The organism is Streptococcus sp. Marseille-Q6504 (genome assembly GCF_965111625.1).
Window position 1 is genome coordinate 177,758 of record NZ_CBCOON010000003.1, and the last position, 20,033, is coordinate 197,790.

Here is a 20,033-nt window from a genome sequence, read left to right on the forward strand (position 1 = left end):
AAAAAATTTATTCCAAGCGAAATAAACATCAATATAGTTCTTAAAGTATAAACAGTCATGGTCCATACTCCTTTCGTTATTTGGTAATCCAATAAATAAGTTGAATAGTAATTATCTAATTTTCAAATATATCCATCTGCCCTGGAAAAGCCTCTGTTCTTTGATTATTAATCGGTATCTCTATCTATCTTTATTATAGTACAAAGATCCTTATTAAACCAATAAATGTATTTATTTTTAGTGCTCCTATTTCTGAGAGCGCTTGAAATATGTTATAATGAAACTAGATTAATGTATAGGAGGCAAACCGTGGGAAATTTCATTGAGCTAGTCTTTCATCGTTTCTTTTTGGGGATGATTGCGACGGCTTATTTTTGGTTATTGACACTAGCAGGAGGAGTGGTTTTTGGTATAGCACCCGCTAGTGCAACTCTCATGAGTTTATTTGCTGAAAACGGCTATTCTTACCGTGCTTATCGTTTCAAGGAAGCATGGGCTTTATTTAAGAGCAATTTTGTCAAAAGTAATCTCAGTTTCTACACCTTTATAGGGATTGACTTCATCTTGATTTATGGCTTGTATCTGATGATTCAGTTGCCAAACCAGACCATTATCCACTTGGCAGCAACATTTCTAAATATCTTTTTAGTAGCCTTGGTATTTTTGGCCTATACGGTATCTTTAAAGTTACAGGTTTACTTTGAATTGTCCTATAAAAACACCTTAAAGCTTGCCTTTATTGGAATTTTTATGAATTTATCAGCAGTGGCCAAAGTTCTATTTGGTAGCGTCTTGTTAGCCATTATTGGCTTCTATATGCCAGCCCTCATTGCTTTTGTAGGCATTGGAATGTGGCACTTCTTTATTAGTGATTTATTGGAGCCTGTTTATGAAAGTATTCATGAAAAATTGGCAACCAAATAAGACCAAACAATTCCGCCTCCACTCACTCTTAAGAATCTATAGTCTGGTGATGATTATCATCATTTCCTGCTTTGCTCTCTTGATTTCTTATGCAGACTGGGATATGCGTGAAAGGGAAGCCAATCGTGTCGGTCAGCGTGTTCTCGCTCGAACAGTCGATGAAGTTGAATACTACTATCGAGAGTCTACCCGTCTAGCCCAGAGTTTAGTGGATAATCAAGCTCGGATTGAAGGGATTTACAAATATTTTAGCCTTAGTACGCCGGATTATTTTTACTGGCAGTTAGAACGCAAGGCGTCACCCTATATTTCCGTTTCCATTTATGAAAATATCGATGATATTTACGTGCGAAACGATTTTGTAACAGGTATTTCGATTGTTCTACAGGATTCAACAGATGTATTTGTTTCCAAAAGAGGAAACAGGGGTGGACAGAAAATTCCAGCTGAGAACTTCAAGCCAGATGCTAATAGTTTCGCTGTTCCAGTATCTGATCCCATCTCGGACCAAGCTCTAGGGGTCATTTATATTTCCGTAGAACCAGAAGTTCTCTATAAAGCGATTGACAATACTAGGGGAACAATTCCTGTAGCAGTAACAGTCATTGCACCATATGAAACAGATATGTTCTATATTGGAGCGAAGGGAACGAATGAGTCTTGGTTGGTAGGAACAACTGCCCATGGTTATCAAGTTCGAGTAGCTGTACCAAAGGATTATGTTTGGAGTGGGACTTTAGCGAGTTCGGCACTTATTTTAGGTTTGAGCGCCCTCTTTATCATCATTTTATATATGACCTTAAGAAGGACTTTTTCTGACTATCAAAGTCAGGTTGTGGACTTGGTGGACTCTATCCAAGCCATTACTAAGGGAGAGCAGACCAAGAGAATCGACACAGATAAAAAGGACCAGGAACTGCTACTAATTGCTGAGTCGACAAATGATATGTTGGATCGACTAGAAAGTAATATTCACGATATTTATCAACTGGAACTCAATCAAAAAGATGCCAACATGCGAGCCTTACAAGCTCAAATTAATCCGCATTTCATGTACAATACTCTGGAATTTTTGCGGATGTACGCGGTGATGGAAAATCAAAATGAACTAGCAGATATCATCTATGAGTTCAGTAGTCTCCTGCGCAATAATATCTCTGACGAGCGAGAAACGACCCTCAAACAAGAAGTGGAGTTTTGTCGGAAGTACAGTTATCTCTGTATGGTTCGCTATCCAAAATCCATTGCCTATGGATTTAAGATTGACCCTGAATTGGAAGAAATGCGTATTCCAAAGTTCACCCTCCAACCGTTAGTGGAAAATTATTTTGCCCATGGAGTTGATCACAGAAGAACAGATAATGTTATCAGTATCAAGGCTTTGAAAAAAGATGGCTATGTCGAAATCTTAGTAACCGATAATGGTCGTGGGATGTCTGCTGAAAAACTAGCAGAAATTCAAGCTAAACTGGCTCAAAGAACCTTTGAACACACAGCAGATTATAAGGGGCAACGACAGTCTATTGGGATTGTTAATATCCACGAACGCTTTGTGCTCTACTTTGGAGACCGCTATAACATCAGTGTAGAATCAGCTGAACAAAAAGGTGTTCAATATAGAATCACCATTCAGGATGAAGAGAAAGGATAAACATGTATAAAGTACTATTAGTTGACGATGAGTACATGATTACAGAAGGACTTAAGCGTTTGATCCCTTTTGAAAAATGGGATATGGAAGTCGTTGCAACAGCCAATCATGCTGACGACGCTTTGGACTATGTTCGAGAACATCCCGTAGATATCGTCATTTCTGATGTCAACATGCCTGGCAAGACAGGACTTGAAATGATTGGGGAAATGAAGGAACTCTTGCCAGAGGCTTACTATATCCTTCTTTCCGGCTATCAAGAATTTGACTATGTCAAGAAAGCCATGAACCTCAATGTTGTAGATTATCTTGTCAAACCAGTTGATAAGGTTGAACTGGAGCATTTACTTGAGAAAATCCTTGGTCAGCTTCGTGAGAAAGTGCATGAACCAGAAATGTTGAGCCAAAAGATAGACGACGAAGCATTTAAAGCACACCTGTCTCAAAAAGAAAACTGGTGGATTGGCCTTTCCCAAGAGAAACAAGGGGATTTTGTCATTCCTTACTATGTTTTAGGTCAGGACTGGCAGATTGTGATTGCAGCTCAGAAATTCGATGGTTTACTCGTCATGCCTTTTGAGTTGCCTTATCAGGCCAACTTTGAAAAATGGAAATTTGACGTTGAAAAAGCACTCTTCTATGGAACTGTAAACCTCGATCAGTCTGAAAGTCTCTTCTCTTATTATGAACCCATCTATCGGGTGATTATCCAAGGAAATCTTCAGCAGATTATCGAAGAGTTGAATTTGCTTGAGAAGATTGTGTTAGAAAATACACCGAGGGTGTCCATTACCAAGCAACTCTTTACTCAGTTTGTGATGGATGTCTTCCATCTCTTTGAGCATTTGAAAGCAGATGATATGACAGATATTGTCAAAAGAATTCATGCCATTACAAACTTTGAAGATTTAGTGGCTTATACCAAGGAAACCTTGACGTCCTTCTTTGGTCAATACCGTATGAATGAAAATGTCGTCAGTGTACTCGAAGTCATTGGTAGAGACTATAAAAAAGAACTTTCTCTCAAGGATATCAGCAAGGATCTCTTTATCAATCCTGTGTACTTAGGTCAGTTAATCAAGAAGGAAACCAATTCAACCTTTGCTGAGCTTCTCAATAAGCAACGGATTAAGGCGGCCCAGCAACTTTTACTATCAACCAATGATAGTATTGAGGATATTTGCTATACGGTTGGTTATAGTAATGTAGGGTATTTCTACAAGGTCTTTCGAAAACTATGTGGAAAGTCTCCGAAGGCCTACCGCAAGCAGATTGAAGTCACCCTCTAACTTTTGTTATCCATCTTAAAATATGCTATAATAAATTCAAAATTATGAGGAGGTTGCTTTTATGAAAAATAAACCAATCTATCTATGGGTTTTATTAGTCTTATCAGCGATTAATTCAGCCTTGGCAGTAGTTGGAATATTCACTCCAGTACCTAGTAAGGACGCCCTTCGTGCTAGCCAAGAAAATGTTGGGACACTTAGTGCTCAACAAATAGAAGATGCTGTCAACTATGCCCACCAAGTGTCAGAGTCATCTCACTCTATTTTTAACACGATACTCATTATTCTATCTGCTATCCTAGTTGTAGTAGCCTTTGTTTTCTTAATTCGTAAGAACTTGCAGTTGGCAAACTACACTTATGTTGGATATGCCTTGCTAGCTATTGTTGGACTAGTCCATGACAATATGAATTTACAAGATGCTATGCAATTGATTAAAGATGACACCCTACGTTTAGGAATGGAAGTCATGTCAAAAGTAACCACTATCATATTCATCGTCATCAATGTTATCTTTTTGGGAATCGTCTTCTATAAAATATGGCGTCAGCAAAAAGAATTAACAGAATCTCAAGAGGAAGAACTCGCCTAAGAGTTGACAAAGGATAACTATCAAGATACAATCTTGGTAGTTATTTTTTTGGATTCGAGAAAGAGGGAGGAAAAGATGAAAAAAATTTCCTTAGTTTATATCAGTCTAAGCGGCAACACGGAGAGTTTTGTAACACGTTTGAAAGCTTATTTGTTGGAGCGGTATGCGAATATTGATGTTGAAAAGATTGACATCAAAGAGCTGGTCAAGGAAGAACGTGGATTCTATGAAATGTCAAATCCTTTTGTCACTTTTTTGCCGACCTACTTAGAAGGTGGGAATGGTGTTGATAACGGAGATGTGGAAATCTTAACGACACCTGTAGGTGACTTTATTGCGTATGGTGATAATGCCAGTAAATGTTTTGGAGTCGTAGGATCGGGTAACCGCAATTTTAACAACCAATACTGTTTGACCGCCAAGCAATACAGCCAGCGCTTTGGTTTCCCTGTTCTAGCTGACTTTGAGATGCGTGGAATGCTGGGAGATATTAAAAGGGTTGCAGGGATTATTGCGGACTTGTATGAATTAGAAGCTTTATAAGAGGCTAGATTTTCTGAGGAAGAGTTTTATTCTATGGATAAAGGATTTACTTCAAAGGGGACAATCGAAATGAGTAAACTACAGAAATCATTTTTAAAGTATATAAAACGCAAACCAAGCTTCAAGGATATTATGCTATGCAGTGCTTTGCTACTATTAGCGCTTGCTCTGCTACTGTTCTCTGAGAAAATTTTTGATGAAGATGCAGCACCATTTGGAACCATGGTATCCTTAGGGATTGTTATCCTGGTAGAAATCTTAGCTGTCAGAAAAAAATAAAAAGACTCGAGAAATGTCATCTCGAGTCTTTTTGTTAGTTGCGAATTTCGTCAACAATTTCTTTTGAAATGGGAATCCCTAAACGGTAGCCTTTATTCACGTAATCAATGACATCATTGATATTTTCTATCGTTTGGATTTTCTCTTTGACAGTTGCACGAAAATCTTGATCTTTCAATAGTTGGTCCTGAAGCAGTCTTTGAAGTTTCTCTTTTTCATATTTGTTGACAAGAAAGAGAAAAAGAAGACTGATAACAACTAGAATATAAGCATACTGGCTCATAAAAATTCTCCCTAGGTGATAAAGAAGTAAGTGGTTAGAGAAAAACGAATATCCTTCGCCTTTCGAGTGATAGTATTGTAAGCGCCTAGCCAAAGTCCGAATAGGATTTGACGTTAGTTACTGAGCTTGCTTAGTAATAAATTAATTTAATTTAATAGATCACGACATGCATCCAAATAAGTCGATATTATTTATTTGGATGCATTAGTAAGGCGTTTAGGCAAATCGCCCAGTAGCGATTGCCGTCAAGAGACTAGGAACTTTAGTTCCAGTAATTTGAAGATTACGACGTTCTATAACATAAATCGATGTTATTTATGTTATAGAACTAGTGAGGCAGTTAGCTAGTCCGCATAAAAGCGGCTAGCGTCCAACAATTAGGAACCTTTAGTTCCAATTGTTGGTACTGAATCACATCTTCTCTGGCGCCTCTACACCCAACAGACGAAGGGCTTCTTTGAGGACGACTGCTGTTGCATAGCTAAAGGCTAGACGACTGTCACGTTCTGGACTTTCATCCAAGATACGAGTGTGGGCATAGTATTTGTTAAAGGCTTGCGCTAAGCTGATTGCAAATTTAGCGATGATAGAAGGTTCGTAATTATCAGCTGCACGTTTAATAATACGTGGGAAGTCTTGGATTAGCTTGATGATTTCCCAGCTTTCAGCATCGTTCAAGCTATAGTTGGCACCTGCTTCAGGTTTGAAATCAGCTTTACGCAAGATTGATTGGATACGAGCGTAGGCGTATTGAACATAAGGGCCAGTCTCCCCTTCGAAGGATACCATAGCTTCAAGGTCGAAGTCATATCCATTTGTACGGTCAGTTTTAAGGTCATAGAATTTAATGGCCCCAACTCCAACAGCATGAGCGACCTGGTCTTTGTTTTCAAGTTCTGGATTTTTGGCTTCAATCTGCGCTTTAGCACGGCTGATGGCTTCTGCAACAGTTGGTTCTAGCAAGATAACATTCCCTTTACGAGTAGAAAGTTTTTTCCCTTCTTTTGTTACCAACCCAAACGGAACATGGACAATATCTTGGCTCCAATCGTACCCCATCTCTTGTAAGACAGCCTTGAGTTGCTTAAAGTGAGCTGATTGCTCTTGACCAACGACATAGATAGATTTTGCAAATTGGTATTCGTTTTTACGGTAGAGGGCCGCAGCCAAGTCACGTGTGATGTAGAGAGTTGCACCGTCAGATTTCTTGATAAGAGCTGGGTGTTCAATTCCATATTTTTCAAGATTAACAACTTTAGCACCTTCTGATTCGACTAATAATCCTTTTTCAGAAAGGATGTCTACAACAGCATCCATTTTATCATTGTAGAAGGCTTCTCCGTTGTAGCTGTCGAATTCAACTTGTAGCTCATTGTAGAGACGGTTAAATTCTACCAAGCTTTCATCGCGGAACCATTGCCAAAGAGCGAGAGCTTCCTCATCGCCGTTTTCAAGTTTGCGGAACCATTCGCGTGCTTCTTCATCCAAACTTGGATCGTTCTCAGCTTCAGCATTGATGCGGACATAGAGCTTGAGGAGTTCGTCAATTGGATGAGCTTTGACAGCTTCTTCGTTACCCCATTTCTTGTAGGCAACAATCAACATCCCGAACTGTTTACCCCAGTCTCCCAAATGGTTGACCTTGACAGTTTTATAGCCGATTTTTTGGAAGATATGTGACAAGCTGTCTCCGATAACTGTTGAACGAAGGTGACCTATTGAAAATGGTTTAGCGATATTAGGGCTAGACATGTCAATGACAACATTATCTTGATTGCCAATCTCTTGGTCAGCGTAGTGCTCTTTTTCAGTGATAACGTTTTGCAGTACTTGACCAGAAATGGCACCCTTATCAAGGAAGAAGTTTACGTAAGGACCTGTTGCTACAACCTTTTCAAAAGCTTGGCTATTGATCTTTTCAGCGATGTCAGCAGCAATCATTTGAGGAGCTTTACGTTCAATCTTTGCCAATGAGAAGGCAGGGAAGGCGATATCTCCCATATCTGAGTTTTTAGGTGTTTCTAGTAAATGTAAAATAGCCTCTTGGTCCAGGCTATTAATGACACTAGCCAACTCGCTAGCAATCAATTCTTTTGTATTCATTTAAGGCTCCTTTAGGGCTTTTCTACTATTTTATCACAATTTACTACATTTTTTTTGAAAGAAGAGATATTTTTTGAAATATCCAGTTTTTTTGATATAATATTCTTACTAAAAAAATGTAAAATGTAATAAATATGCAATCGAAAGGATCTTATGAGAAAAAGAGAACGTCATCAGCTCATCAAGCGAATGATTACAGAAGAAAAATTAGGAACTCAAAAGGAAATTCAAGATCGATTGGAAGCCTGTGATGTCTTTGTGACACAAACAACCTTATCTCGTGATTTGCGAGAGCTTGGCTTAACCAAAGTTAAGAAAAACGATGTTGTTTACTATGTGTTAGCAAATGAGACAGAGAAGATTGATCTGGTCGAATTCCTTTCACATCACTTAGAGGGTGTTGCAAGAGCCGAATTCACCTTGGTTCTCCACACTAAACTTGGAGAAGCATCCGTTTTAGCCAATGTAGTAGATTCAAATAAAGATGGGTGGATCTTAGGTACTGTTGCCGGAGCGAATACCTTGTTGGTTATCTGTAAAGATCAACATGCAGCTAAAGTCATGGAAGAACGCTTGCTAGAGTTAATGGAAGATAGATAAGGTCTTGAGAGCTTCTCTCAGGACTGTTTTTACAAGGAGAGAGTAAATGACTACTGAAAAATTATCACCTGGGATGCAACAGTATGTGGATATCAAAAAACAATATCCAGATGCTTTTTTGCTTTTTCGTATGGGTGATTTTTATGAGTTGTTTTATGAAGACGCAGTCAATGCTGCACAGATACTAGAAATCTCACTAACCAGTCGCAATAAAAATGCTGAAAATCCTATTCCTATGGCTGGTGTTCCTTATCACTCTGCCCAACAGTATATAGATGTCCTCGTTGAGCGTGGCTACAAGGTTGCCATCGCTGAACAGATGGAAGACCCTAAGCAAGCTGTTGGTGTCGTTAAGCGCGAGGTTGTTCAGGTCATTACACCAGGGACAGTGGTTGATAGTAGTAAGCCAGATAGTCACAATAACTTTTTAGTGGCTATTGATCGTGAAGGTTCCCAGTATGGACTAGCCTATATGGACCTAGTGACAGGTGATTTCTATGTAACGGGATTATCCGATTTCTCCCTAGTCTGTGGTGAAATCCGTAACCTAAAGGCCAGAGAAGTGGTGATTGGTTACGACTTGTCTGAAGCGGAAGAGCAGATTCTCAGTCGTCAAATGAATCTAGTGCTTTCCTATGAACAAGAAATATATGAAGACGTTCATCTATTGGATTCAAGATTGGCAACTGTTGAAGGAGCAGCTAGTGGAAAACTTCTCCAGTATGTTCATCGGACGCAGATGAGAGAGTTGAATCACTTAAAACCTGTTATTCGTTATGAAATCAAAGATTTCTTGCAGATGGATTTTGCGACCAAGGCTAGTCTTGATTTGGTTGAAAATGCTCGCTCAGGTAAGAAACAAGGGAGTCTGTTCTGGTTGCTAGATGAGACTAAAACTGCAATGGGGATGCGTCTTCTACGTTCTTGGATTCAACGTCCTTTGATTGATAAGGACCGCATCCTTGAACGACAGGAGGTTGTGCAAGTCTTTCTGGATTATTTCTTTGAGCGCAGTGATTTAACAGAAAGCCTCAAGGGAGTCTACGATATCGAACGTCTGGCTAGCCGAGTATCTTTTGGAAAAAGCAATCCTAAAGATCTTTTGCAATTAGCGACTACCTTAGCTAGTGTTCCACGAATACGCGCAATATTGGAGGGAATGGAGCAACCAGCTCTAGCTTATCTAATTGAACAACTGGATGCTATCCCAGAGTTGGAGAATCTCATTAGTGCAGCCATTGCCCCTGAGGCACCTCACGTGATTACCGAAGGTGGTATTATCCGAACGGGCTTTGATGAGACCTTGGACAAATACCGTCGTGTGCTGAGAGAAGGGACCAGCTGGATTGCTGAGATTGAGGCCAAGGAAAGAGAAAACTCTGGCATCAATACTCTCAAGATTGACTACAATAAAAAAGACGGCTACTATTTCCATGTAACCAACTCGCAGCTAGGTAACGTACCAGCTCACTTTTTCCGCAAGGCTACGCTGAAAAACTCTGAGCGATTTGGGACAGAGGAATTGGCGCGTATCGAGGGAGAAATGTTAGAGGCGCGTGAGAAATCAGCAAATCTAGAATACGAAATCTTTATGCGTATTCGTGAGGAGGTTGGCAAGTATATCCAACGTCTACAGGCTCTGGCTCAAGGAATCGCTACTATCGATGTCTTGCAAGGCTTGGCAGTAGTTGCAGAAAAACAGCACCTGATTCGACCAGAGTTTGGGCAAGAGTCGCGGATTGCTATCCAGAATGGTCGTCACGCAGTTGTTGAAAAGGTCATGGGAGCTCAGACCTATATTCCCAATAGTATCCAGATGGATGAAGATACTAGCATTCAACTAATTACAGGTCCGAACATGAGCGGGAAGTCAACCTACATGCGTCAACTAGCCATTACAGCGGTTATGGCTCAGATGGGTTCCTATGTCCCTGCAGAAAGTGCTCGTTTGCCAATTTTTGATGCGATTTTTACACGTATCGGTGCGGCAGATGACTTGGTTTCAGGTCAATCTACCTTTATGGTAGAGATGATGGAAGCTAATAATGCCATTAGTCATGCGACAAAGGATTCATTGATTCTTTTTGATGAGCTTGGTCGAGGAACCGCAACTTATGATGGTATGGCTCTAGCCCAGTCTATTATCGAGTATATCCATGAGCATATTGGTGCCAAGACTCTCTTTGCCACGCACTACCATGAATTAACCAGTCTGGAAGCTAGTCTTGAACATCTAGTAAATGTACACGTGGCTACGCTTGAGCAAAATGGCCAGGTTACTTTCCTTCATAAGATTGAACCAGGTCCAGCTGATAAATCATACGGTATTCACGTTGCTAAGATTGCAGGATTGCCAGCAGACTTGCTAAAAAGAGCGGATGCGATTCTAACTCAACTAGAGAGCCAAGGCCAGGAAAATCCAATTTCTATCAATCAAAGGAATGTTGTCAATGAGCAAATGTCTCTCTTTGATGAAAAAGAAGAAAATCCTATCCTAGCAGAGTTGGCCCAAGTAGATGTGTACAATATGACACCGATGCAAGCCATGAATCTCTTATTAGAGCTAAAACAAAAATTATAAGCAAAAACCCACTCCGTTTTGTGAGTGGGTTTTTAGGTCTTATTTTTTCTGAGCTAATAGTTGGTTGATGTGGGCAACCTTCTTTGATTCTCTCTTATAGAGAACAACCCAGATGATGAGGTAGACGATTGCAAACTCTGGGATGAGTTGAAGGATGAAAGTCCAGTGAAGAGGGAACCAGCCTGCTAGGATTGCTAGAGGTACAAAACCTAGCAACATAAGGAAGAAGTGAGTGACAGTCGCACGAAGAAGGCTCCAATCTTGAGCGAATAGACGGCTACCAAAACTAAAGAGGACTCCAATAGCTGACCAGATAAGCAGACAGTAAAGTAAGACGAGTGATCCATGCACCTGATGTTGGGTCATGAATTGCCCAATTAAAGAGTTGGGGCTGAGAGGTGCGTAGTTACTTGGTGAGTGGATAAAAGAAAAGATAATAGATAGGATGAGGCCGATGAGGATACCAGTTGTGGCATCGTGAAATACTTGTTTTTTCATAGTTCTAATTTCTCCTTAATAGTTTTGAGGTAACGGCGAGATGAGTAGGTGAAACTTTCGTTTTTAAGATAAATTTCAATCAAGCCGTTAGAGGTTAGTTTTAGATGACTAATTGCATCAATGTTGACAATTTCCGATTGGGAAATTTGGATAAAGGAAGCAGGTAGAATTTCACTTGCTTGGTAGAGACGAATGTCAAGTGCATAGGTTTGGCTATCCGTCTCGGCCAGAACCTTACGATTTTCAATGTATACACGCTGAATCTTGCTAATCTGAATCAAGTAGACCTGGTCTTGGAATTTTCCTTTGATGGTTTCTTTTTGATCCAGGGATTGTACAAAGTCCTGAACCTTTTGAACTCTAGGGGACAAGGTCGGTGCCTCTATGATGATTTGCTCTTCGGTGTATTGCTGATCAATATCAAGTCTGAGTTTCATAATTTCTCCTTTATAAAGTTGTAATAGAGATCTCTTACTTACAAATCTATTAAACACCATTTTGTCGACAAATACAAGAAGCTCTGTCTATGTGGTCGGTTGAAGAGTCTATCTGGTAGGTGACCGTTTTCAAAGAGATTTTAGAGCAAATAAGTCAAAAAATAAGAAGAAATATATTGACAAAAATAGAAAAAACGTGGTACAATGTTAGACGGTACTTTTTACTTTTGGTCTCTCAAGAGTGTACAGGGACGTGCTGACAAATGTTGCAAAAGTACACACAGATGATAGCTGTCACCAAGTGTATCATCACCAAAAATAAAAAAAACACAGGAGAATGTAGATGCCTACAATTAACCAATTGGTTCGCAAACCGCGTAAATCAAAAGTAGAAAAATCTAAATCACCAGCTTTGAACGTTGGTTACAACAGTCATAAAAAAGTTCAAACAAACGTTTCTTCACCACAAAAACGTGGTGTAGCAACTCGTGTTGGAACTATGACACCTAAAAAACCTAACTCTGCCCTTCGTAAATTTGCTCGTGTACGTTTGAGCAACCTTATCGAAGTTACTGCTTACATCCCAGGTATCGGACACAACTTGCAAGAGCACAGCGTGGTGCTTCTTCGTGGTGGACGTGTAAAAGACCTTCCAGGGGTACGTTACCATATCGTCCGTGGTGCACTTGATACTGCAGGTGTTAACGATCGTAAACAAGGCCGTTCTAAATACGGTACTAAACGTCCAAAAGCATAAGGAAAGGGGATAAAGAGAAATGAGTCGTAAAAATAGAGCTCCAAAACGTGAAGTATTGCCAGATCCGCTTTACAATTCACAATTAGTTACTCGTCTTATCAACCGCGTTATGCTTGACGGTAAACGTGGTACAGCTGCTTCAATCGTTTACGGTGCTTTTGAGCAAATCAAAGAAGCTACTGGTAACGATGCACTTGAAGTATTTGAAACAGCTATGGAAAACATCATGCCTGTACTTGAAGTACGTGCACGTCGTGTTGGTGGATCAAACTACCAAGTCCCAGTTGAAGTTCGTCCAGAACGTCGTACAACACTTGGACTTCGTTGGTTGGTAACAATTGCTCGCCTTCGTGGTGAACACACAATGCAAGACCGTCTTGCAAAAGAAATCTTGGATGCTGCTAACAACACTGGTGCAGCAGTTAAGAAACGTGAAGACACTCACCGTATGGCTGAAGCTAACCGTGCCTTCGCACACTTCCGTTGGTAAGAAAATGATACCAAGAGCGGCAAAGGCCCAAGGCAAAAATAGGAAACTGATGCAGTGTTCCGTGAACACAAAGCAGTTTATCTTTTTTGCACCGGGCCTCGCTCGGGTTCAAATCAGTTAACTTGAGCTTTTAGCCCGGGTTCAATTGAGCTAATATCGGCTAACTAACTATAGCCCGAGTACAATTCAACTTCCCATCTCACGAGTTGAAACCAACTAAACAAGATAAACATTGAGAACGGGTGGGTCCTGCCTATCCGTTTTTATTGAAATCGTGTTATAATAGAATAGAAATAAAAAATATAGGAGAAACAAACCTCATGGCACGCGAATTTTCACTTGAAAAAACTCGTAATATCGGTATCATGGCCCACGTCGATGCTGGTAAAACAACTACAACTGAGCGTATTCTTTACTACACTGGTAAAATCCACAAAATCGGTGAAACTCACGAAGGTGCGTCTCAAATGGACTGGATGGAGCAAGAGCAAGAACGTGGTATCACTATCACATCTGCTGCGACAACAGCTCAATGGAACAACCACCGCGTAAACATCATCGACACACCAGGACACGTGGACTTCACAATCGAAGTACAACGTTCTCTTCGTGTATTGGACGGTGCGGTTACAGTTCTTGACTCACAATCAGGTGTTGAGCCTCAAACTGAAACAGTTTGGCGTCAAGCAACTGAGTACGGAGTTCCACGTATCGTATTTGCCAACAAAATGGACAAAATCGGTGCTGACTTCCTTTACTCAGTAAGCACACTTCACGATCGTCTTCAAGCAAATGCACACCCAATTCAATTGCCAATCGGTGCTGAAGATGACTTCCGTGGAATCATCGACTTAATCAAGATGAAAGCTGAAATCTATACTAACGACCTTGGTACAGATATCCTTGAAGAAGATATTCCAGCTGAATACCTTGAACAAGCTCAAGAATACCGTGAAAAATTGGTTGAAGCAGTTGCTGAAACTGACGAAGAATTGATGATGAAATACCTCGAAGGTGAAGAAATCACTAACGAGGAATTGAAAGCTGGTATCCGTAAAGCGACTATCAACGTTGAATTCTACCCAGTACTTTGTGGTTCTGCCTTCAAGAACAAGGGTGTTCAATTGATGCTTGATGCGGTTATCGACTACCTTCCAAGCCCACTTGATATCCCTGCGATCAAAGGTATCAACCCAGATACAGATGAAGAAGAAACTCGTCCAGCATCTGATGAAGAGCCATTTGCAGCTCTTGCCTTCAAGATCATGACTGACCCATTCGTAGGTCGTTTGACATTCTTCCGTGTTTACTCAGGTGTTCTTCAATCAGGTTCTTACGTATTGAATACTTCTAAAGGTAAACGTGAACGTATCGGACGTATCCTTCAAATGCACGCTAACAGCCGTCAAGAAATCGACACTGTTTACTCAGGTGATATCGCTGCTGCCGTTGGTTTGAAAGACACTACAACTGGTGACTCATTGACAGATGAAAAAGCTAAAATCATCCTTGAGTCAATCAACGTTCCAGAACCAGTTATCCAATTGATGGTTGAGCCTAAATCCAAAGCAGACCAAGACAAGATGGGTATCGCCCTTCAAAAATTGGCTGAAGAAGATCCAACATTCCGCGTTGAAACAAACGTTGAAACTGGTGAAACAGTTATCTCTGGTATGGGTGAGCTTCACCTTGACGTCCTTGTTGACCGTATGCGTCGTGAGTTCAAAGTTGAAGCGAACGTAGGTGCTCCTCAAGTATCTTACCGTGAAACATTCCGCGCTTCTACTCAAGCACGTGGATTCTTCAAACGTCAGTCTGGTGGTAAAGGTCAATTCGGTGATGTATGGATTGAATTTACTCCAAACGAAGAAGGAAAAGGATTCGAATTCGAAAACGCAATCGTCGGTGGTGTGGTTCCTCGTGAATTTATCCCAGCGGTTGAAAAAGGTTTGGTAGAATCTATGGCTAACGGTGTTCTTGCTGGTTACCCAATGGTTGACGTTAAAGCTAAGCTTTACGATGGTTCATACCACGATGTCGACTCATCTGAAACTGCCTTCAAGATTGCTGCATCTCTTGCACTTAAAGAAGCTGCTAAGACTGCACAACCAGCTATCCTTGAGCCAATGATGCTTGTAACAATCACTGTTCCAGAAGAAAACCTTGGTGATGTTATGGGTCACGTAACTGCTCGTCGCGGACGTGTAGATGGTATGGAAGCACACGGTAACAGCCAAATCGTTCGTGCTTACGTTCCACTTGCTGAAATGTTCGGTTATGCAACAGTTCTTCGTTCTGCATCACAAGGACGTGGTACATTCATGATGGTATTCGACCACTACGAAGATGTACCTAAGTCAGTACAAGAAGAAATCATTAAGAAAAACAAAGGTGAAGAATAATTCACCGTCACTTTAAAAGAAGTCACTTTGTGGCTTCTTTTTCTGTTTGGTAGAAATAGCTAAAATTGCTTCAAATATGGTAAAATAGAAGGAGTATATTGTGAGGAAAATGGATGTCAACCACTTTTGAAATTTTAATGAATCAGTTGGGTATCCCCGCTGAGATAAGAAATCATGAGGCCTTCTCCCAGGCTGAAATTGAACAAGTTATTGTACACAAGCAAAGTAACATTTGGGAGTTTCGTTTTGTCTTTGAGAATATTCTGCCCTTTGAACTCTTTTTAGCATTGAAGAAGGGATTGAAAGAAGAATTTTCAAAAACAGGAAATCAAGCGACTTTCGAGATTAAAACGAAAGATCAAGATTTTTCAAGAGAGCTTTTACAGGCATACTATCGGGAGGCTTTTTCAGCTGGCCCTTGTTCTAGTCAAGGCTTTCGAACCATGTATCAGGATTTTCAGGTTCGATTTGAAGATGATCAATTGATTATTGAGGCTTCTGAAGCAGCAGATACAGAGCATTTCAGGAAAAATCACCTGCCTAATCTTGTCAAACAGTTGGAAGAATTTGGTTTTCCTAAACTAACCTTCCGATTGGAAAAAAATGAGGACCTGACCAAGGAAGAACAAGAAATCTTCCATACAGAGAATCAAATGATTGTTCAGGCTGCCAATGATGAGACCCTTCGAGCTATGGAACAGTTAGAACAGATGGCACCGCCTCCTCCAGTTGAGGATAAACCTGTCTTTGATTTCCAAGCCAAGAAGGCAGCTGCTAAGCCTAAACTCGACAAGGCAGAGGTAACTCCAATGATTGAGGTCAATACCGAAGAAAATCGACTGGTTTTTGAAGGGGTTGTCTTTGATGTGGAGCATAAAGTGACTAGAACGGGTCGTGTCTTGATTAATTTTAAGATGACGGACTATACGTCTAGTTTCTCCATGCAAAAATGGGTCCGAAACGAAGAAGAAGCTCAGAAGTTTGACATCATTAAGAAAAATTCATGGCTCCGTGTTCGTGGAAATGTCGAGGTCAATAATTTCACACGAGATTTGACCATGAATGTGCAAGATGTGCAGGAAGTTGTTCACTATGAGCGTAAGGACTTGATGCCAGAAGGCGAGCGTCGTGTTGAGTTTCATGCCCATACCAATATGTCGACTATGGATGCTCTTCCTGAGGTCGAAGAAATCGTTGGAACAGCAGCCAAATGGGGTCATAAAGCAGTAGCAATCACAGACCACGGCAATGTTCAGTCTTTCCCTCACGGTTATAAGGCAGCCAAGAAAGCTGGTATTCAGCTCATTTATGGAATGGAAGCCAATATCGTAGAAGACCGTGTTCCTATCGTCTACAACGAAGTGGAGATGGATCTTTCTGAAGCGACCTATGTAGTCTTTGACGTGGAAACGACTGGTCTATCAGCTATCTATAATGATTTGATTCAGGTGGCGGCTTCCAAGATGTATAAGGGCAATATCATTGCTGAGTTTGATGAATTTATCAATCCTGGGCACCCCTTATCAGCCTTTACAACCGAATTGACAGGGATTACCGATGACCATGTGAAAAATGCTAAACCCTTGGTTCAAGTTTTAAAAGAGTTTCAGGAATTTTGTAAGGATACCGTTCTTGTAGCCCATAATGCAAGCTTTGACGTTGGTTTTATGAATGCCAACTATGAGCGTCATGGTCTTCCAAAAATTACTCAACCTGTCATCGATACGCTAGAGTTCGCTAGAAATCTCTATCCAGAGTACAAGCGACATGGTTTGGGAGCCTTGACCAAACGTTTTGGTGTAGCTCTAGAACACCACCATATGGCCAACTATGATGCGGAAGCAACTGGCCGTCTGCTCTTTATCTTTATCAAAGAAGTAGCAGAAAAACACGGTGTTACTAACTTGGCACGATTAAATCTTGATTTAATCAGTCCAGATTCTTATAAGAAAGCTCGTGTCAAGCATGCGACCATCTATGTGAAAAATCAAGTAGGCTTGAAAAATATCTTTAAGCTGGTTTCCCTCTCTAATACCCAGTATTTTGAAGGAGTTCCACGGATTCCACGTACGGTACTAGATGCCCATCGAGAAGGTTTGATCTTAGGTTCAGCCTGTACGGAAGGGGAAGTCTTTGATGCAGTCGTATCACAAGGTGTAGATGCGGCAGTCGAAGTAGCTAAATACTATGATTTTATCGAGGTCATGCCACCAGCTATCTATGCACCTCTGATTGCCAAAGAGCAAGTTAAGGACATGGAGGAGCTTCAGACCATTATCAAGAGCTTGATAGAGGTCGGAGACCGTCTCGGTAAGCCAGTTCTTGCGACAGGAAATGTCCACTATATCGAACCTGAAGATGAAATTTATCGAGAAATCATCGTCCGTAGTCTAGGTCAGGGAGCCATGATTAACCGAACGATCGGTCATGGAGAAGCTGCCCAACCAGCTCCGCTACCAAAGGCACATTTTAGAACGACCAATGAAATGTTGGATGAATTTGCCTTTCTAGGGGAAGACTTGGCTCGTAAGATTGTCATTGAAAATACCAATGCCTTGGCAGAAATCTTTGAGCCTGTTGAGGTCGTTAAAGGCGACTTGTATACACCTTTCATTGACCAAGCCGAGGAAACGGTCGCCGAGTTGACCTATAAAAAAGCTTTTGAAATCTATGGCAATCCACTCCCAGATATCGTTGATTTACGAATTGAAAAGGAACTTACCTCTATCTTGGGGAATGGATTTGCCGTGATTTATCTGGCTTCACAGATGCTAGTGCATCGTTCTAATGAACGAGGCTACTTGGTTGGTTCCCGTGGGTCTGTTGGCTCTAGTTTCGTTGCGACCATGATTGGGATCACCGAGGTCAATCCTCTCTCTCCTCACTATGTCTGTGGGCAGTGTAAATACAGTGAGTTTATCACAGATGGTTCTTACGGTTCAGGTTTTGATATGCCAAATAAGGACTGTCCAAATTGCGGTCACAAGCTCAGCAAAAATGGCCAGGATATTCCTTTCGAGACCTTCCTTGGTTTTGATGGAGATAAGGTACCCGATATCGATTTGAACTTCTCAGGTGAGGACCAGCCAAGCGCCCACTTGGATGTCCGTGATATCTTTGGTGAGGAATATGCCTTCCGTGCAGGAACGGTTGGTACGGTGGCTGCCAAAACAGCCTATGGATTTGTCAAGGGTTACGAGCGTGACTATGGCAAATTCTACCGAGAAGCTGAAGTAGAGCGCCTAGCCCAAGGAGCTGCTGGTGTTAAACGGACGACCGGTCAGCACCCAGGAGGAATCGTTGTTATCCCTAACTATATGGATGTCTATGACTTTACTCCAGTACAGTATCCTGCAGATGATGTCACTGCTGAATGGCAGACCACTCACTTTAACTTCCACGATATCGATGAGAACGTCCTTAAGCTCGATGTCCTTGGTCATGATGATCCGACCATGATTCGCAAGCTCCAGGACTTGTCAGGCATTGATCCAAATGATATTCCTATGGATGATCCTGGTGTCATGGACCTTTTCTCAGGTACAGATATCCTTGGAGTGACACCTGAACAAATCGGGACTTCAACTGGTATGCTTGGAATTCCAGAGTTTGGAACTAACTTTGTTCGAGGCATGGTGGATGAAACCCATCCGACGACCTTTGCAGAGTTGCTTCAGCTTTCTGGTTTGTCTCACGGGACAGACGTATGGTTGGGAAATGCCCAGGATTTAATTAAGACTGGAATTGCAGACCTATCAACCGTTATCGGATGTCGGGATGACATCATGGTTTACCTCATGCACGCAGGTCTAGATCCAAAGATGGCCTTTACCATCATGGAGCGAGTGCGTAAGGGATTGTGGCTTAAAATCTCAGAAGAAGAGCGCAATGGTTATATCGAAGCCATGAAGGCTAATAATGTGCCTGAGTGGTATATCGAATCTTGTGGAAAAATCAAGTACATGTTCCCTAAAGCCCATGCGGCAGCCTACGTTATGATGGCCCTTCGCGTGGCCTACTTCAAGGTTCACCATCCGATTTATTATTATTGTGCTTACTTCTCCATCCGTGCCAAGGCCTTTGATATCAAAACTATGGGGGCAGGCTTGGATGCTATTAAACGCAAGATGCAAGAAATTGCTGAAAAACGCAAGAACAATGAAGCTTCTAATGTAGAAATTGACCTTTACACAACACTTGAAATCGTCAATGAGATGTGGGAACGTGGCTTTAAGTTCGGCAAATTGGACCTCTATCGCAGTGATGCGACCGAATTTATCATTGATGGAGACACCCTCATCCCACCATTTGTTGCTATGGATGGACTGGGAGAGAACGTTGCCAAGCAACTGGTTCGTGCCCGTCAAGAGGGAGAATTTCTCTCTAAAACTGAACTCCGCAAGCGTGGAGGACTTTCCTCAACCTTGGTTGAAAAAATGGATGAAATGGGAATTCTCGGCAATATGCCAGAGGATAACCAGTTGAGCTTGTTTGATGATTTGTTTTAATAGGGCAGATTATCCCCAATCTTACAGAGATGTTTGATAATTAAAAAAATAACAGGACATTAGACAATCCTGTTATTTTTTATTGTGAACATAAAT

The 20,033-nt window shown here is 41.2% G+C and carries 16 protein-coding genes; 12 read left to right on the forward strand and 4 right to left on the reverse strand.

Going from position 1 to position 20,033, the window contains the following annotated elements:
* Positions 1-291: 291 nt before the first annotated feature.
* The 6 genes from ACWPUA_RS04870 to ACWPUA_RS04895 all read left to right on the forward strand — a co-directional run bounded on the left by ACWPUA_RS04870 (position 292) and on the right by ACWPUA_RS04895 (position 5,278).
* Positions 292-924: a YesL family protein gene (locus ACWPUA_RS04870; RefSeq protein WP_454379516.1), complete on the forward strand. Its 633-nt coding sequence runs from the start codon at positions 292-294 to the stop codon at positions 922-924.
* Positions 902-2,575 carry a sensor histidine kinase gene (locus tag ACWPUA_RS04875; RefSeq protein WP_454379568.1) on the forward strand — a complete coding sequence of 558 codons (1,674 nt, stop codon included), beginning with the start codon at positions 902-904 and terminating at the stop codon, positions 2,573-2,575. The genes ACWPUA_RS04870 and ACWPUA_RS04875 overlap by 23 nt, the downstream gene beginning before the upstream one ends.
* 2 nt (positions 2,576-2,577) lie before the next feature.
* Entirely contained in the window at positions 2,578-3,864 is a 1,287-nt protein-coding gene (locus tag ACWPUA_RS04880) for a response regulator transcription factor (protein WP_454379518.1), read from the forward strand.
* A gap of 61 nt (positions 3,865-3,925) precedes the next feature.
* Positions 3,926-4,456, forward strand: a complete 531-nt coding sequence (locus ACWPUA_RS04885) for an ABC transporter permease (RefSeq protein WP_454379519.1) — start codon at positions 3,926-3,928, stop codon at positions 4,454-4,456.
* A gap of 75 nt (positions 4,457-4,531) precedes the next feature.
* On the forward strand, positions 4,532-4,999 hold the full coding sequence (nrdI, locus tag ACWPUA_RS04890; RefSeq protein WP_454379521.1) for a class Ib ribonucleoside-diphosphate reductase assembly flavoprotein NrdI: 468 nt from the start codon (positions 4,532-4,534) through the stop codon (positions 4,997-4,999).
* A gap of 33 nt (positions 5,000-5,032) precedes the next feature.
* Positions 5,033-5,278: a hypothetical protein gene (locus tag ACWPUA_RS04895; RefSeq protein ID WP_454379523.1), complete on the forward strand. Its 246-nt coding sequence runs from the start codon at positions 5,033-5,035 to the stop codon at positions 5,276-5,278.
* Positions 5,279-5,312: 34 nt separating this feature from the next.
* Here the strand turns inward: ACWPUA_RS04895 and ACWPUA_RS04900 are convergent, their stop codons facing one another.
* Positions 5,313-5,561, reverse strand: coding sequence for a MarR family transcriptional regulator (locus ACWPUA_RS04900; RefSeq protein WP_454379525.1), 249 nt, complete (start codon positions 5,559-5,561; stop codon positions 5,313-5,315).
* 411 nt (positions 5,562-5,972) lie between these two features.
* Positions 5,973-7,664 carry an arginine--tRNA ligase gene (argS, locus tag ACWPUA_RS04905; RefSeq protein WP_454379527.1) on the reverse strand — a complete coding sequence of 564 codons (1,692 nt, stop codon included), beginning with the start codon at positions 7,662-7,664 and terminating at the stop codon, positions 5,973-5,975.
* Between the two features lie 153 nt (positions 7,665-7,817).
* On the opposite strand from argS, the gene argR reads away from it, so the two are divergent.
* Positions 7,818-8,264 carry an arginine repressor gene (gene argR / locus ACWPUA_RS04910; protein WP_004250715.1) on the forward strand — a complete coding sequence of 149 codons (447 nt, stop codon included), beginning with the start codon at positions 7,818-7,820 and terminating at the stop codon, positions 8,262-8,264.
* Between the two features lie 46 nt (positions 8,265-8,310).
* Positions 8,311-10,845 carry a DNA mismatch repair protein MutS gene (gene mutS, locus ACWPUA_RS04915; RefSeq protein ID WP_454379529.1) on the forward strand — a complete coding sequence of 845 codons (2,535 nt, stop codon included), beginning with the start codon at positions 8,311-8,313 and terminating at the stop codon, positions 10,843-10,845.
* A gap of 39 nt (positions 10,846-10,884) precedes the next feature.
* Here mutS and ACWPUA_RS04920 read toward each other — a convergent pair whose 3' ends face one another.
* Both ACWPUA_RS04920 and ACWPUA_RS04925 read right to left on the reverse strand, forming a co-directional pair.
* Entirely contained in the window at positions 10,885-11,343 is a 459-nt protein-coding gene (locus ACWPUA_RS04920; protein WP_254724854.1) for a DUF3021 domain-containing protein, read from the reverse strand.
* Entirely contained in the window at positions 11,340-11,780 is a 441-nt protein-coding gene (locus ACWPUA_RS04925; protein ID WP_254724853.1) for a LytTR family DNA-binding domain-containing protein, read from the reverse strand. The genes ACWPUA_RS04920 and ACWPUA_RS04925 overlap by 4 nt, the downstream gene beginning before the upstream one ends.
* Positions 11,781-12,123: 343 nt before the next feature.
* Here ACWPUA_RS04925 and rpsL point away from each other — a divergent pair, with 343 nt between their 5' ends.
* The 4 genes from rpsL to ACWPUA_RS04945 all read left to right on the forward strand — a co-directional run bounded on the left by rpsL (position 12,124) and on the right by ACWPUA_RS04945 (position 19,937).
* The gene (gene rpsL / locus ACWPUA_RS04930) at positions 12,124-12,537 is read left to right on the forward strand and encodes a 30S ribosomal protein S12 (protein WP_001142332.1); all 414 of its coding nucleotides are present in this window, start codon (positions 12,124-12,126) and stop codon (positions 12,535-12,537) included.
* A 19-nt stretch (positions 12,538-12,556) separates the two neighbouring features.
* On the forward strand, positions 12,557-13,027 hold the full coding sequence (gene rpsG, locus ACWPUA_RS04935; protein WP_004250722.1) for a 30S ribosomal protein S7: 471 nt from the start codon (positions 12,557-12,559) through the stop codon (positions 13,025-13,027).
* 320 nt (positions 13,028-13,347) lie between these two features.
* Positions 13,348-15,429 (forward strand): elongation factor G, encoded by a 2,082-nt coding sequence (fusA, locus tag ACWPUA_RS04940; RefSeq protein ID WP_049495285.1) that lies wholly within the window; start codon positions 13,348-13,350, stop codon positions 15,427-15,429.
* 113 nt (positions 15,430-15,542) lie between these two features.
* Positions 15,543-19,937: a PolC-type DNA polymerase III gene (locus ACWPUA_RS04945; RefSeq protein ID WP_454379542.1), complete on the forward strand. Its 4,395-nt coding sequence runs from the start codon at positions 15,543-15,545 to the stop codon at positions 19,935-19,937.
* The last annotated feature ends 96 nt before the right edge of the window (positions 19,938-20,033 follow it).

Excerpts from the sequence above, each read along its gene's own strand:
- ACWPUA_RS04870 (WP_454379516.1), top strand. The coding sequence starts at position 292 with ATGTATAGGAGGCAAACCGTGGGAAATTTCATTGAGCTAGTCTTTCAT.
- ACWPUA_RS04875 (WP_454379568.1), top strand. The coding sequence starts at position 902 with ATGAAAAATTGGCAACCAAATAAGACCAAACAATTCCGCCTCCACTCA.
- ACWPUA_RS04880 (WP_454379518.1), top strand. The coding sequence starts at position 2,578 with ATGTATAAAGTACTATTAGTTGACGATGAGTACATGATTACAGAAGGA.
- ACWPUA_RS04885 (WP_454379519.1), top strand. The coding sequence starts at position 3,926 with ATGAAAAATAAACCAATCTATCTATGGGTTTTATTAGTCTTATCAGCG.
- nrdI (WP_454379521.1), top strand. The coding sequence starts at position 4,532 with ATGAAAAAAATTTCCTTAGTTTATATCAGTCTAAGCGGCAACACGGAG.
- ACWPUA_RS04895 (WP_454379523.1), top strand. The coding sequence starts at position 5,033 with ATGGATAAAGGATTTACTTCAAAGGGGACAATCGAAATGAGTAAACTA.
- ACWPUA_RS04900 (WP_454379525.1), bottom strand. The coding sequence starts at position 5,561 with ATGAGCCAGTATGCTTATATTCTAGTTGTTATCAGTCTTCTTTTTCTC.
- argS (WP_454379527.1), bottom strand. The coding sequence starts at position 7,664 with ATGAATACAAAAGAATTGATTGCTAGCGAGTTGGCTAGTGTCATTAAT.
- argR (WP_004250715.1), top strand. The coding sequence starts at position 7,818 with ATGAGAAAAAGAGAACGTCATCAGCTCATCAAGCGAATGATTACAGAA.
- mutS (WP_454379529.1), top strand. The coding sequence starts at position 8,311 with ATGACTACTGAAAAATTATCACCTGGGATGCAACAGTATGTGGATATC.
- ACWPUA_RS04920 (WP_254724854.1), bottom strand. The coding sequence starts at position 11,343 with ATGAAAAAACAAGTATTTCACGATGCCACAACTGGTATCCTCATCGGC.
- ACWPUA_RS04925 (WP_254724853.1), bottom strand. The coding sequence starts at position 11,780 with ATGAAACTCAGACTTGATATTGATCAGCAATACACCGAAGAGCAAATC.
- rpsL (WP_001142332.1), top strand. The coding sequence starts at position 12,124 with ATGCCTACAATTAACCAATTGGTTCGCAAACCGCGTAAATCAAAAGTA.
- rpsG (WP_004250722.1), top strand. The coding sequence starts at position 12,557 with ATGAGTCGTAAAAATAGAGCTCCAAAACGTGAAGTATTGCCAGATCCG.
- fusA (WP_049495285.1), top strand. The coding sequence starts at position 13,348 with ATGGCACGCGAATTTTCACTTGAAAAAACTCGTAATATCGGTATCATG.
- ACWPUA_RS04945 (WP_454379542.1), top strand. The coding sequence starts at position 15,543 with ATGTCAACCACTTTTGAAATTTTAATGAATCAGTTGGGTATCCCCGCT.